Origin of the sequence: Flavobacterium psychrolimnae, from assembly GCF_003312425.1 — a bacterium.
Lineage (GTDB): Bacteria > Bacteroidota > Bacteroidia > Flavobacteriales > Flavobacteriaceae > Flavobacterium > Flavobacterium psychrolimnae.
In genome coordinates, this window is the sequence record NZ_QNUX01000005.1 from 89,533 (window position 1) to 104,540 (window position 15,008).

General features: G+C 34.5%; 11 protein-coding genes. 7 read left to right on the top strand and 4 right to left on the bottom strand.

Features of this window, described 5'->3' with window-relative positions:
• Nucleotides 1-75: 75 nt before the first annotated feature.
• Nucleotides 76-2,679 carry an ATP-dependent chaperone ClpB gene (gene clpB, locus DR980_RS06885; RefSeq protein ID WP_113634624.1) on the top strand — a complete coding sequence of 868 codons (2,604 nt, stop codon included), beginning with the start codon at nt 76-78 and terminating at the stop codon, nt 2,677-2,679.
• Nucleotides 2,680-2,811: 132 nt separating this feature from the next.
• Here clpB and DR980_RS06890 read toward each other — a convergent pair whose 3' ends face one another.
• A complete protein-coding gene (locus DR980_RS06890; RefSeq protein WP_113634494.1) occupies nt 2,812-3,279 on the bottom strand; it encodes an OsmC family protein in 468 nt (155 codons plus the stop codon).
• Between the two features lie 200 nt (nt 3,280-3,479).
• On the opposite strand from DR980_RS06890, the gene DR980_RS06895 reads away from it, so the two are divergent.
• From DR980_RS06895 to DR980_RS16410, 5 genes are all read left to right on the top strand, one after another.
• Nucleotides 3,480-4,349 (top strand): DUF808 domain-containing protein, encoded by an 870-nt coding sequence (locus DR980_RS06895; RefSeq protein WP_113634495.1) that lies wholly within the window; start codon nt 3,480-3,482, stop codon nt 4,347-4,349.
• Nucleotides 4,350-4,794: 445 nt separating this feature from the next.
• Nucleotides 4,795-5,400 (top strand): hypothetical protein, encoded by a 606-nt coding sequence (locus DR980_RS06900; RefSeq protein ID WP_113634496.1) that lies wholly within the window; start codon nt 4,795-4,797, stop codon nt 5,398-5,400.
• Between the two features lie 198 nt (nt 5,401-5,598).
• Nucleotides 5,599-6,381 (top strand): DUF2971 domain-containing protein, encoded by a 783-nt coding sequence (locus DR980_RS06905; protein WP_113634497.1) that lies wholly within the window; start codon nt 5,599-5,601, stop codon nt 6,379-6,381.
• A 167-nt stretch (nt 6,382-6,548) separates the two neighbouring features.
• The gene (locus DR980_RS06910; protein ID WP_113634498.1) at nt 6,549-7,100 is read left to right on the top strand and encodes a MepB family protein; all 552 of its coding nucleotides are present in this window, start codon (nt 6,549-6,551) and stop codon (nt 7,098-7,100) included.
• A gap of 155 nt (nt 7,101-7,255) precedes the next feature.
• Nucleotides 7,256-7,399 (top strand): hypothetical protein, encoded by a 144-nt coding sequence (locus DR980_RS16410; RefSeq protein ID WP_208630795.1) that lies wholly within the window; start codon nt 7,256-7,258, stop codon nt 7,397-7,399.
• 347 nt (nt 7,400-7,746) lie between these two features.
• Here DR980_RS16410 and DR980_RS06920 read toward each other — a convergent pair whose 3' ends face one another.
• From DR980_RS06920 to DR980_RS06930, 3 genes are all read right to left on the bottom strand, one after another.
• Nucleotides 7,747-8,028, bottom strand: a complete 282-nt coding sequence (locus tag DR980_RS06920) for a hypothetical protein (protein WP_113634499.1) — start codon at nt 8,026-8,028, stop codon at nt 7,747-7,749.
• A 236-nt stretch (nt 8,029-8,264) separates the two neighbouring features.
• Complete coding sequence (locus DR980_RS06925; RefSeq protein ID WP_113634500.1) at nt 8,265-9,266, bottom strand: PorP/SprF family type IX secretion system membrane protein; 1,002 nt, start codon at nt 9,264-9,266, stop codon at nt 8,265-8,267.
• Between the two features lie 16 nt (nt 9,267-9,282).
• Nucleotides 9,283-13,668 (bottom strand): PKD domain-containing protein, encoded by a 4,386-nt coding sequence (locus DR980_RS06930; RefSeq protein ID WP_113634501.1) that lies wholly within the window; start codon nt 13,666-13,668, stop codon nt 9,283-9,285.
• A 384-nt stretch (nt 13,669-14,052) separates the two neighbouring features.
• On the opposite strand from DR980_RS06930, the gene DR980_RS06935 reads away from it, so the two are divergent.
• The gene (locus DR980_RS06935) at nt 14,053-14,940 is read left to right on the top strand and encodes a carbon-nitrogen hydrolase (RefSeq protein WP_113634502.1); all 888 of its coding nucleotides are present in this window, start codon (nt 14,053-14,055) and stop codon (nt 14,938-14,940) included.
• The last annotated feature ends 68 nt before the right edge of the window (nt 14,941-15,008 follow it).

Sequence of the window (15,008 nt, forward strand, 5' to 3'; positions counted from 1 at the left end):
GTATTATTGTATTGGAATATAAATTGAATATTGATTCGCAAAGTTAGTCAAATAACCACAAAACAATATAACATCATGAACATAAATAAATTCACTATCAAATCGCAGGAGGCCATACAGCTTTCACAACAATTGGCGCAAAGCCACGGGCAACAACAAATTGAAAACGAACATATTTTCAAGGCCATTTTTGAAGTGGATGAAAATGTGGCACCTTTTATTTTGAAAAAACTCAATCTGAATGTTCCTCTTTTTCTTCAAATATTAGACAGTACCATTCAGAGTTTTCCAAAAGTTTCCGGTGGCGAAATAATGCTTTCCAGAACTGCAAACACGACGCTTAATGAAGCCGAAATTATCGCTAAAAAAATGAATGACGAATTCGTTTCTGTAGAGCATTTAATTTTGGCAATTTTTGATTCTAAAACCAAAGCAGCCCAAATATTAAAAGATCAGGGCGTAACCGGAAAAGGATTGAAAGCCGCCATAGAAGAATTACGAAAAGGAGAAAGAGTAACTTCGGCATCTGCCGAAGAAACCTATAACTCATTAAATAAATATGCCAAAAATCTCAACGAACTAGCAAGGTCTGGAAAACTGGATCCTGTTATTGGTCGCGACGAGGAAATTCGCAGAGTGTTGCAAATTTTAACCCGAAGAACTAAAAATAACCCAATGCTCGTGGGAGAACCTGGAGTAGGAAAAACTGCTATTGCCGAAGGATTGGCGCACCGAATTGTAGACGGAGACGTTCCTGAAAACCTGAAAGATAAAATCGTGTATTCCCTTGATATGGGAGCATTAATTGCCGGTGCCAAATACAAAGGAGAATTTGAGGAACGATTAAAATCTGTGGTGAAAGAAGTTACTTCTGCCGAAGGCGATATTGTTTTATTTATTGACGAAATTCACACGCTTGTGGGTGCCGGAGGTGGCGAAGGCGCAATGGATGCAGCAAATATCTTGAAACCAGCGTTGGCTCGTGGAGAACTTCGCGCCATTGGAGCAACCACTTTGGACGAATATCAAAAATATTTTGAAAAAGACAAAGCACTCGAAAGACGTTTCCAGAAAATAATGGTCGAAGAACCGGATACCGAAAGTGCGATTTCGATTTTGCGTGGAATCAAAGAAAAATATGAAACGCATCATAAAGTCCAAATCAAAGACGATGCTATTATTGCGGCTGTCGAATTATCGCAACGGTATATTACGAACCGCTTTCTTCCGGACAAAGCTATCGATTTGATGGATGAAGCCGCTTCTAAACTGCGTATGGAAATCAATTCAAAACCAGAAGAATTAGATGTTTTGGATCGAAAAATCATGCAACTGGAAATTGAAATTGAAGCCATTAAACGTGAAAAAGACGAAAGCAAACTCAAAATTTTGGGAATGGATTTGGCTAATCTTAAAGAAGATCGTAACGAAATCTACGCCAAATGGAAATCAGAGAAAGATGTTGTCGATAATATTCAAGCCGTTAAAACCGAAATTGAAGACTTTAAATACGAAGCAGAACGTGCCGAACGTGATGGTGATTATGGAAAAGTAGCCGAAATTCGTTACGGTAAAATCAAAGAAGCACAAGAACGCTTGGATGTTTTGCTCAAAGAATTACAAGAAAATCAGTCCGGAACTTCGTTGATAAAAGAAGAAGTGACCCGCGAAGATATTGCCGAAGTTGTGGCCAAATGGACTGGAATTCCAGTGATGAAAATGCTTCAGGGCGAACGAGAAAAACTATTAAAACTGGAAGACGAACTGCATCATAGAGTCGTAGGACAGGAAGAAGCGATTGAGGCAGTGAGTGACGCCGTACGCAGAAGCCGTGCCGGTTTACAGGATATGAAGAAACCAGTTGGAACTTTCCTATTCCTCGGAACAACGGGAGTTGGAAAAACGGAATTGGCAAAAGCATTAGCCGAATATTTATTTGATGATGAAAATGCGATGACCCGTATTGACATGAGTGAATACCAAGAACGCCACAGCGTAAGCCGCTTGGTTGGTGCGCCTCCTGGATATGTAGGTTATGATGAAGGCGGACAATTGACCGAAGCCGTTCGAAGAAAACCCTATTCCGTAATCTTATTGGATGAGATTGAAAAAGCACATCCGGACACGTTCAACATCTTATTACAAGTCTTGGATGAAGGACGTCTGACAGATAATAAAGGGCGTCTGGCTGATTTTAAAAACACGATTATCATCATGACCTCGAATATGGGAAGTCAAATTATTCAGGATAAATTTGAGAACCTAAAAGGAAGCGTGGAAGCCGCCACCGAAGCCGCAAAAGTGGAAGTTCTCGGATTATTGAAACAAACGGTGCGTCCGGAATTCATCAATCGTATTGACGAAATTGTGATGTTCACGCCATTAACAACTGAAAATATTGCTCAAATTGTAGGCTTACAACTAAAAAGCGTGACTAAAATGCTCGCGCTTCAAGGCATCACGATGGACGCAACTCCGGAAGCTATTGCCTATTTATCTGAAAAAGGATATGATCCGCAATTTGGCGCCAGACCGGTGAAAAGAGTAATTCAAAGAGATGTTCTCAATGAATTATCTAAGGAAATTCTATCCGGCAAAATAACAACAGACAGCATCGTTCTAATCGATGCCTTTGATGGAAAACTGGTTTTTAGAAATCAAACAGAATTGGTTTCTTAATCAAATATAATAAGATGAAAACCAGTCGAAAGGCTGGTTTTTTTATGCCCAACTTTTTTTAGGAACAAACTGGATGATTTACTTACTATTTTAAAATTAGCCCCAAAAACAAAGTAAAAATACGTTCCAATTTTAATTTACGACCTCAATTTCACAACTAGGAAAATGCAGAATTGGAAAATTACACGAATTGGCTATAAAACAGAGTTCATTCGCTTTTTTGTGCAAGCTAATCGCTTCATCTATTTTTTCTTTGTTAGTAATACCAACTTTAGGATTGAGTTTAATGACAGTAAAACGTCCGCTACCGTCCTCCAAAACCTCCAGAGTTGCCTCCGCTTCATCTGTATAGGAAACCACATCAATCCCATTTTGGCTGCAAACATATAAATACGACATCATGTGACAGGAAACCACACTACTTAATAAAAGATCTTCAGGATTGTACAAAGCGGGATCTCCTTTGAAAGCTTTGGCAGCCGAAACATGAAGAACAGCCTTGCCATCAACCGTTATGGTATGACTTTTAGTATATGTCACCACTTCCTTTTTAGAAAAAAGCCAATCTAATTTAGCTTTAAATACATGTTTGAAACCCATAATTATTTTTATTTCAAAAGTAACTAAAAACAGTAGGACTTATGCAGAAAGGTTTTGGGTGAACCGTAACTAAAATTTTCTCCATTTTATAAATAGAGTAAATAAAAAAAGTTTTAGATTCGCAGGAATAAACAAACAAAGCGCCAGAACAGATTTTCGTTCAAAAAAAATAATTTAGCGCAGTTACTAAAATAATCAAAATGGCATCAGGTTTTTTCGCATTATTAGATGATATCGCAGCAATTATGGATGATGTTGCAGTAATGAGTAAAGTGGCAGCAAAGAAAACGGCTGGTATTTTAGGTGATGATTTAGCTGTAAATGCAGAGAAAGCCTCTGGATTTATCTCCTCAAGAGAACTGCCTGTATTATGGGCAATTGCAAAAGGCTCCTTGCTCAATAAAGTAATCATTTTGCCTATCGCCTTTCTGTTGAGTAAATTTTTACCGTTGGCTGTTATCATAATCTTAGTACTTGGAGGACTTTATTTGGCATACGAAGGTGCCGAAAAAATATACGAATACTTCTTTCCGCACGAGCATGCAAAACACGAAATTTCGTTGGAACCGTTGACCGAAGAACAAATATTAGCCTTTGAAAAAGAAAAAATAAAATCAGCCATAGTAACTGATTTTATTTTATCCGTAGAAATCGTAATTATTGCATTGGGAACTGTAATTGGCAAACCCATTTCATCACAAATAATGGTTGTTTCCATCATTGCACTTATAGCAACTGTGGGAGTTTACGGGATTGTAGCCCTAATTGTACGTATGGATGAAGCAGGTTTAAAACTGATTCAACTGAGTTCTAAGGAAGGAAGTTTTACAAAAAAAGTAGGTACTATTCTGGTACAAGCACTGCCAAAAGTCATCAAGAGTTTATCCTTTATAGGAACTATCGCTTTATTATTAGTGGCAGGCGGAATATTTGTACATGAAATTCCGTTCCTGCACGATATACTACCCCAAATACCGTCCATAGTAACTGAATTTTTATTAGGTCTTACATTTGGTGCTGTTGTTTTAGGAATTGTAAACTTGTTCAAAAAAATAATTGGCAAAAAATAATCTGTAAATTCAACGTACTTTAACGGCGGACATAGCATAAACACAAGGCAAACATCAGTCGAAAGGCTGGTGTTTTTTTATGGCTTTTTTTAGGAGCAGAAAATTTCTAAATTACCAAGACGAGTTGTCCCGCTGTCTGCAGTATCCACGCCAAAAAGCGTGGGATACTTGCTCCCATCGGGGCTAAATTACAACTTTTCGATTTCCTAAATTCTATAGAAAAAACAGAAATGACTACAACTAAACTAAGAAATATATACCCTTCATAATTGTAAAGGCATTCAATAAAGAATCCTTTTGATAATTTGTAAGAAAATTTTAGTATATTTGAGAAAACATAAATCGAAACAAACCTTCGCCAATTTACCCATATTTGGGTGTAAATACGAAGGTTTATAGCGCTTATACATTAGTTACCAGCAAGCTTAACAAATTACGGAGAAATATGATTGATTGGACAGAAGTTTTAAAAGTTGTTTTACCAATAATTGCAATTTGCATATCAGTAATTTCAACTATTGTTGCTTGGAAAAATACCCAAAAACAAATTCGTGTTAATCGAATAGAGGAAATCATTTTAGTACTCCAAACATTAAACGGTATATATATTAATATGTTCTGGCTACTTAATGACTTAAAAAAATTAAACATTGAAAACACTTATGAATTGAGTGAATGGGAAACACGTGCTGAAAAACTCTTTGCTATGCTAAAAGAAAACGTTTCAACCGATGGGTTTAAAAGACTTAGAGTTCTTTTAAATGCTTATCTCCCAAACAAAAAAGGAACGCCTATAAAAATCAAATTACTTGCAATTTCAGCGCTCTATTATGATTATTTTGTTGCCATAGAAAATAAAAATTTTACAATCATAACTAATAAATACGATTCAGAAAAAATACCAAAACCAAATGTTATGTCTAACTATCTAAACGCATTAGAAAATGACTTAATTAAAGAAATGAAACTTGGTTTCGAAGGATTGAATTTTAATTTACTAAAAAAATATAGGAGTGAAAAATTTCTAAAAGATTTAGGAATTCACGAATAAAGCCTGCTGGCAAAAGCCACTAAAACGGATTTGGGCAATTGGCTTAATGTAAAGATGGTTTTGCATCTGGGATGATTTGGCAAATCCGAAAATAGGGCTTAATTTAGTCCCAATCCCGCTGTAGTAGCGGGACTTTAGCAGTAAACTTACCACTTGAAAAATCCTGAAATAGAGAAAATTTAATTCTTTAAATAAAAAATGGAAATACCAAAAGCTCCAAGAATACTTTACAAATATCGAGATTTGAAAGATGATTTTTACAAAAAAATAATACTTGAAAATGAATTATATTTAACATCAGTTGATAAATTTAATGATCCTTTTGATTCCACGTTTCCATTTCAGCACGATAAAAAAGAATTGACAGAAGAAAATGTTCTCAAAAAATTTGTAGAAATCAACAGTAAAAATCATCCAAATGTACCTATAACTCAATTCATCAACGAAGCCAAAGAAAGATTTGCCAAAGGAGAATTTACTTCTGATGATTTTTGGAGAAAAGACCACGAAAAAACAAAAAGACAAATAAACGAAATGTATGGAATTTGCTGTCTTACAACAAAAAAAGATAATTTATTGATGTGGGCACATTATGCAAACTCACATTCCGGAATTTGTATTGGTTTTGACACTGAAACTCTCTATAAATCAGATAAGGTAATGATTTTAAAAGTTAATTATTCTGATAGTTTTCCAAAAATCCCATTATTCGAAAATGGAGTTGGAATGTTGAGTTTAACAACTACAAAATCTAAACATTGGGAATATGAAGATGAATATAGATTATCTAAACATTTTGCACCTAAAACTTCAATAAAACTTAAAGATGATGCTATTAGGGAAATAATTTTCGGCTGTAATATTGACAATCAAAGTCGTGAGGAAATAATTTCAATTGTAAAAATCAAATCTCTTAAAATAAAACTTTATGATTGTAAAATTGATGATAAAGAATTCAAATTAAACATTGTAGAAATATAAAAGGCTACTGCTAACAGCCACTACAACGGATTTTGGCAATTGGCTTAATGTAAAATTGGTTTTGTATTTGGAAGATTTGGCAAATCCGCTGTAATACCCGAACTTTAGCTATCAATGTAAAACGATATTCAAACAAAATACAAACAAACAAAATATTGACAGGAAAAATGACAACCGAAAACACTTTGACACTTTTAAACTCAATTCATAGCGACCTAAAAGTTGTGAAAGAATTAGTTTATGACAAATGTGGGTTTGACTTAACAAACTTGAAACAGAACAAAGAAAGTAAAGAGTACGGCGCATGCACTTTTGAACTTAACGGAAGAAAAATTCAACAACGAATTTCTAAAATTACACCTAAAAAAGCAGGTCAATTTGTAACGGTGTGGAAACGAAACAAAGACGGAATTACTGAACCTTTAGACAATTCAGACAATTTTGATTTTGTAATTATCACAGCAAGAAATAACGATAATTTCGGACAATTTATTTTTCCTAAATCGGTGTTGGCTGACAAAGGAATAATAACACGAAACGGAAAAACTGGAAAACGTGGAATTAGAGTTTATCCAACTTGGGATTTTACAATAAACGAACAAGCTAAAAAAACACAAACTTGGCAGACAAAATATTTTATGATAATTAAAAGTGACAGCGCTACTGACCTTGATTTAGCAAAGAAATTATTAACACAAACTAAAATAATTAGCGAATAAAAACAACGAACTGCTAATATGGGTTTGACAAAAGTGAGGCTTTAGTACTAGGCTGAATATTTGTAATTTCTAAAACTCACCTTCGCTGAGCTCAAAAACGTTGGTTTCAATTATCCTGACGACTGCATAATTAACAACATGAAACAAAATAAACAATGAAGAACAAAGATTTTTCAGAATTCACTGACCAAGAATTATTAGATGAAACAAAAAAAATGAAATCATTTTCGATTACTAATGCCTTGATTATTGGATTTTTAGTAGGAATAATATTTTACAGTATTGTTAAAAACAGTTGAGGATTTCTTACATTAATCCCTTTGTATTTTATCTACAAAATGATTAACGACCCTAAAAACAAAAGAAGTAAATACTTGGAAGAACTTTTGAAAGTAAGAGATTTGAAATAATAAATAATTAAAAGTTGAATACGTTTTGAATCGATTTTAGCCAGATTTTAAAAAAAAAGAGTGTTTTTTTTTTTAATTAGATACAGACTTAAATAAAAGTTGAACTCAAAACAAAATTGAATTACTTATCAAGGCAACCTATCCCAGCAAGAGCATCCCACTCGCAAACACTAAAAATTAAACAACAATTAATTATAATAACTACGAGCGGGACAATTGCACTAAAACAGTAGCGATTAAAACAACTTATATATTCTGTGAATTGGGATCATCACACCTTGTTTCAACAGCACGTTTTTGTCTGTAACAGCCCAAACGGTAGTATCAACAACTTTTTTGGATTCGGTATCCTCAAAGAAAATTTTAATTTTCGAATGCTCTAAATTCCCCAGCGATAACGCTCTATTGATTTCACCTGTTCTGGTTTTTATTTCGTCAACATCGTCAAGAACATCTGTTGTTGGAAATTTAAGAAGAGCGATGTCTTCTTTATCAATGCTTTTGAATTCGTCTGTCATAATCGTAAAAATTTAATTAATTATAAAATATAGTAGTTTAGCAACGCAAAAGTTAATCAATTTTATTAGCCATAATACTATATACAAAAATAAAACCTCCTTAGTTTATAACTGCCAATTTTATATTAATTTTTTCACGACTCTTGCTCTACAACGCCTCCCAACTTTGGAATCGTTCCTGCAAAACAAGATGCGAGGATATCTAAACAGTATGATATGAGTAATACCTCATCTAATTATCTTCCGGTATAATTTGGGCAACCGAAACACTTTACATCCAAATTAAATTGATAAGTTAAAGAAAGTTCATAGATACCGCCCGTTTTTCCAATTTTGGAAGTATTTAAATCATAAGCGATACCCAATCGTAAGTGATCGTATTGTAATCCTGTAAAAAGATTAACGGATGTCAGCAACTGGCTATTCAAACCATTTTTAGCAGGATTTGTTACCGCAGTGGCACCAAAAAACATTTTCTCGAATAATATCGAAGCTCCGACATCGAGTCGGTTATAGCGTCCTTGCTGCATGTAATTTGAAGTTACAAACATTTTAGTCGCATATGGAAAAAATTTCACATCTATATAGTTTGCAAGAAGAAATTCATAACCGGTACTCAGCGAGAAAAAAGTATTCAAAGGCACGTTTCCGTCTTCGGTAAACGCAATATTAGGTTTGTTGAGATGTTTCATAGATAAACCAATCCACATACTTTCGGTATTGAAAACCATCCCTGCGCTCGCATCAAAAAAACTTACTTTGTCATTCATTAACAATGGATCAATAGAATTTGCATTAACGATTCCTGTTCTGATATTTATTTGATCCTCTAATAATAAATTTTGAAACGCAAAAGATTTAAGTCCAAAACCAACTTCTATAGCAGGTCTGAAATCCCAATCATCGCTAATTCTTACCTTATAGGCATAATTAGCATTGATTTGCGTAAAATTATAGTTGGTGGCATTTTCTCTTTGGTTTAAAACACTAATACCGTATCCACTATTCATGTTTTCGTTCCAAGTATTAACAAAAGCATAATCAGTGTCAATTTTTAAATCTAAATCAGGCCATTGTTCTCTGTGAATAATACCCGTGTAGGTGGTTTCCATAAAACCTGAAAAACCAGGATTCAACGTTTCCGGTACCAAAAAATATTGTGTAAAAACAGGATCTTGCGCGTTTACTTTTGAATAAATACAACAGGATATAATTATAATAAATAGTTTAATTTTCATTCTTTAATGCGTTGCTTTATTTGATTAATGTAAAGGCACCATCTTCAATTATGGTGTGATTGTAAAATGTTTTGGCGGTGAGTTTGAAATGGTAATTTCCATTTTCGGCATCTAAATCTTTAATTTTTCCGTTCCAGCCACTCAAGGTTTGCCCTTTTTCACTGTGAACTAAACTACCCCACGTATCGTAGATATCTAAAGTCATTTCTATGAAACCAAGAAATACAGGGGAAAAAGTGTCGTTTACACCGTCACCATTAGGTGTAAATGCATTTGGCATCATTAGACTGTATCCTTTTTCTACTATTAAAGTAATAGTATGAACATATTGGCAACCAAAAGGATAAGTGACTATTTGCTTTATCGTATATGTACCTGTTTTTGTGAAGATGTGTTTTGGACTTTCTTCATCAGAAAAATTACCATCTCCAAAATCCCAAGCAATTTTTGTATAATCTCCTGTGGCTAAATTGTTGAACAAAATAGGGTCGTAAATAGAATATAATCCATAGACATCATTCCCATAAGAAGTTGTTTCAAAGTTTGCTTCTCCCAGTACTGGTGTATCAACATTATAGGTAATATCAGCACTACAACCAAAGCTGTCAGTAACACTAAATATAATCAAACCATTATTATTGGTATTCATTATTTCATTGTTAGCACCAGTCACAACACCGTCAGACCAGCTTAATTGATATGGAGGAACACCGCCTTTTACCTTTCCTACAAATGTTTGTCGGACGTATTTAGTGTCGCAATCAAAATCATTTAAAACTTCAATGGTAGGCGTCAGTTGCTCAAATCGAATAATTTTCCAAGATTCCGACTTTTTACAGCCGTTCGCATCAGTGACCGTTACGGTATAATTTTCAGGAGGTAGGTTTTGAAGATCTTCAGTAGTAGCTCCGTTTGACCACGAGAATGTAAATGGTGGCGCACCTCCGGTTACGACTAAATTAATCGCTCCTGTATTCGCATCCAAACAATTTAAAGGATTAGAAACATCAGCTCGCAACTCTAATGGTAAAGGTTCTGTAATGATAAATGTTTCCTTTATTTTACACAATTTACCGTCAGTAATTGTCACCGTATATTTTCCGGGTCCGATATTATTTCGATCCATGCCGGCAGTTGCATTATCATCCCAAACTAAAGTTACCGGAGCTTTACCTCCAACAAGATTCAGTCTGATATAAGCGTCTTTTTCACCAAAACAAGAAATCTGTTTAATATCAGGATTTATCGTAAATATCGGCGCATTATCTATCGTAATATTAAATTGTTTTTCACAGCCTAATGAATCTGTAATGGTAATTATATAAGTTCCTGCCGATAAATTATTCTGAACACGTCCTATACCTAAATTACTCCATTTGATCAGATATGGGTTTCCAGTTGAAAATGGAATTCCTCCACCTATATTGGTAATAGTGATAGACGCATTGGCATCATTATAACAAGCTATTTCAGTTTTAGTATAAGTAATAAATAGTTCATTGTTTTGAAGTAAAACAACTTGTAAATCCTTTCTACATCCTGAATTATCAGTTACTGTTAATCGGTATGTTCCCGCTTCCACATTTCGCAGATTTTGAAGCGTACTGTTGAATCCGTTTGGTCCGGTCCAACGGTAATTGTAATTTAATATTCCCGGGGAAATTTCAGTAGCTCTTCCGCCAGTTGCTTCCACATTAATTTCTCCTGTAAAGTCTCCGTAACATAAAATATTCACTTGACTGATTAAATTCACTTTCAATATTGGAGGCTCAATAATAGTAAATGTTTCAGTTAGTGTATCACAATTATTTGCTTCAGTAATTGTTACTTTATAAACTCCGGGAGACAAATTATCAAGATTTCCGGAAGTTGTATAAGGTATGCCATTTTTGGTCCAAACATAGTTGTAAGGCAAAGTTCCTCCGTTAGTTGTTAAAGTTATCTTCCCATCATTGTTTCCAAAACATGTTATATCATTTTTAAACCCTGAAAAAGCAAATTTATCAGGTTCACTAATCGTATAACTTCTGATAAAAGGACAATTTCCGTTATCAATAACCCGTAATGTGTAAACTCCGGGCTGCAAATTAGAAATATCTTCATCCGAACTAGTAAAACCATTGGGTCCAGTCCATGAAAATGAATATGGTTTTCCAGTTGAAAATGGGATTCCACCACTAACAGCTATATTTAAAGATCCATTGTTGGCACCAAAACAAGTTGCGTTTTTAATAGTATCAATTACATTTATCAATGAATTAACTAGTATTGTAACTGTAAAATTAGGTCCCGGGCAACTGCCAGATATAGGTGAAACCGTATACGTTACAGTGGCAGGATTTGAGGTATTATTAGTTAGTGTTTGACTGATATTTGTTTGGGGTGAAAATTGTGCTGTAGCTCCACTTATTGCACCTGCGGGAGAAACCGTCGGCGTTGACCAAGTGTATGTGGTACCTGATGGGACATTATCCGTTCCGTCACTCACTGGCCTTACTTGAAAGGTTTCGCCACTACAAATTTTTAATTCCTTGGGCTTTATAATAGGTGAAAGCACCAAATTAACTGAAAAGTTTGCTGTTTTGGTTGTAGTTCCACAACTATTGGTTACACTGAAAATAGCTTGATAATTTCCACTGGCAGAATAATTGATTGATCCTGGATTTAGAGATGTAGATGAGGAAGGAAAACCGCCAGGAAAGCTCCAAAGATAGGTTACTTCCGAACTTGGTGAACAAGTCTCTAAGACTGTTCCCACTGGTCTGATGGTTGCCGAATTACAAAAATCAGATATGGGACTCAATGTGGTAACAGGTGGTTTTTTCACTTGAATTATCTCCGTAATTGACCGGTCAATACCACAGGAATTTCTTGTTGTTAATCTAAGATAATAAGTACCTGGCGTTATAAAATTAAAAACCGGGTTTTTTGATGAAGGTCCTGTACCGTTCGTAAAATTCCATTGACCGGTTCCTTTTCCACAAAAACCCTCAAAATAATTTACAATCTCCCAATAATAACTTTCGGCTCCACAGCTAAGACTAGTATCAGTAGTATTTGTAATTTGTACATTGCTTGAAGCACAAGCATTTCCATAGGTAAATCTTGGCTGTAATACAGGCTCGACACATACCCATCTGCTAAAAGAAGTCCCTTTACCGCATGGTGTTTCTGCAGATAATGTAATTTTATATTTCCCCGGTAATGCATATATGTGAGTTGGATTTACATCTCTGGAAGGTGCGCTTCCATCACCAAAATCCCAAGTATATACATTAAAAGTACTACAATCATTTGTATATCCGGCAACTGTTGAATTACTGAAATAAACAGATGTATTAGCGCATACAATACTATTAACATTAAAGCTTATAGTAGGCACATCTAAGATAATAATGGGACCTGCAGTTAGGTAAGTACTTCCACAGGATGTTGATATTGTTAAACCTACTGTGTTACCAGAAGGACAATTAAATCTTGTAAAAGTATGCGGAATAGGGAAATTTTGAGAAGCTGACGGATTTGCTGCATTATAATAAGGAGAGCTTTCTAATTGGACTTGAGTATAATTTTTAATTGTCCCATCACCATAATTAACTTGATATTTTGTATCTGAGGGGTTAAGGGCCCATGATCCAATAGCAAATTCCATAGGAGCAACAGGTAAACATAAATTAGTAGTATTACCAGGAGCTATGAGAGCCCCGATTGGATTATTAGAATTCTTAACTATATAAATAATAGAATTATTGCAACTATTACTTCCAATTCCTGTTACAATCATATTAAATGACCCTAACTTCATATAGGTATGCGTTCTGGGGAAAGTAACATTTGTTTCTACACTACCATCGCCCCAATCTACGGTATAAGATGTAATGCAGGATATTGAAGTAGAATTATTACCAACATTTATAGTGTATTTCAGATCTGAATTATTATCACCACACTTTTCAAAAGGAGCGCTCGAACCTGAAGGAGCATTTAAGTTTACAAATTTTAAATCTGGTTTCTGTTTAACCGAAATAACTTTTGCTATGGAACTAATCCCTCCATTAGTATCAGTAACTGTTAGCTTTACATTGAAATTCTGCATACCACAACCAAGTGCTGTAAAAATATGGGTAGGATTAACAACTGAGGATTTATTTCCATCACCAAAATCCCATTCATATTTAAAAGGAGCGTCTCCAGCTACTGTAGATGTAAATGCTATTGGAGTTCCGGAACAGCTGCCATCATTATTAAAACTAAAAGAAACAACAGGTGCTACTAATTCACTTTTATAAACTGTATGTGTTATTTTTTTTGTATGATTTTTATCGAAGTTATTATTATTTCCAAAAACAGAAACAGTAATCAATAAAAAAAAGATATGTGAAAGAAAATAAAGATTCCTCATGTAATAAAATTCGTTAATTTATGAGGTAAAAATATATATTTTTTTTCCAATTTGGTATGATATCAATTCTTATTATTTTGTTTTTTTTCATAATACATATCTTATAACACAATTCAACTCATAAAAACCAAGAAATAGCATGAGAATTATCAAAATTAGGTTAAATCAGAACAAACAAAATCATCTGACTTTAATCCACATTTAAAATACTGTCGACTATAATTGTTTTTAAACTAATAGCAATGCAGCTAACTTAAAACCAAATTGTCATTTTTAAATTATAAATCCGTAACAAATGATAGTTTTCAAAACCTAAAAAAACATAGTAACCCTATTTTCTACTCTTTATAAAATTCACTATTTTTGCAGTCTAAAATTTAAGTCATGCCAAATAAGAAATATAAAATAGCGGTCATTCAATTGAATCTTAATGATATTGCCGAAAACAACTTGAAAAAATGTATAAGTTGGGTTCGCGATGCCGCCAACCTTGGTGCCGAAGTAATTTCGTTGCCGGAATTATACAGCAGTCATTATTTTTGTCAAAGTGAAGATGTAGATAATTTTGCTTTGGCAGAACCATTATACAGTACTTCGTTTATTGCTTTTAGCGCTTTGGCAAAAGAGTTAGGTGTGGTGATTATTGTTCCTTTCTTCGAAAAAAGAATGGCAGGAATTTACCATAATAGTGCGTACATAATTGACACGGACGGTTCCGAGGCAGGATTGTACCGCAAAATGCACATTCCTGACGATCCTCATTTTTATGAAAAATTCTATTTCACGCCTGGCGATTTGGGTTTCAAAACAATACCAACCAAAAAAGGAAAAATAGGAACTTTAATTTGTTGGGATCAATGGTATCCGGAAGCAGCTCGTTTGACGGCGTTACAAGGTGCCGAAGTGTTGTTTTACCCAACGGCAATTGGATGGCATCCACAAGAAAAAGAGCAATACGGTGAAAACCAACATGGTGCTTGGATGAGTGTTATGAAAGGTCACGCGGTTGCCAATGGTGTTTATGTTGCAGCGGCAAATAGAATTGGTTTAGAGCAATACTTGCCTGATACAGCGGGAATTCAGTTTTGGGGATCTTCGTTTATTGCGGGACCACAAGGTGAAATTTTGGCGCAAGCCTCACACGACAAAGAGGAAATCATGATTGCCGAAGTAGATTTAGACCTACAAGAAAATGTACGTCAGAACTGGCCATTTTTCAGAGACAGAAGAATAGACGCTTTTGGTGATATTACAAAAAGAGCGATTGACTAAATCGTTTTTCGATAATAAAAAAATCCCTGCTGAGAAATAATTCTAAGCAGGGATTTTTATTTAAAGTA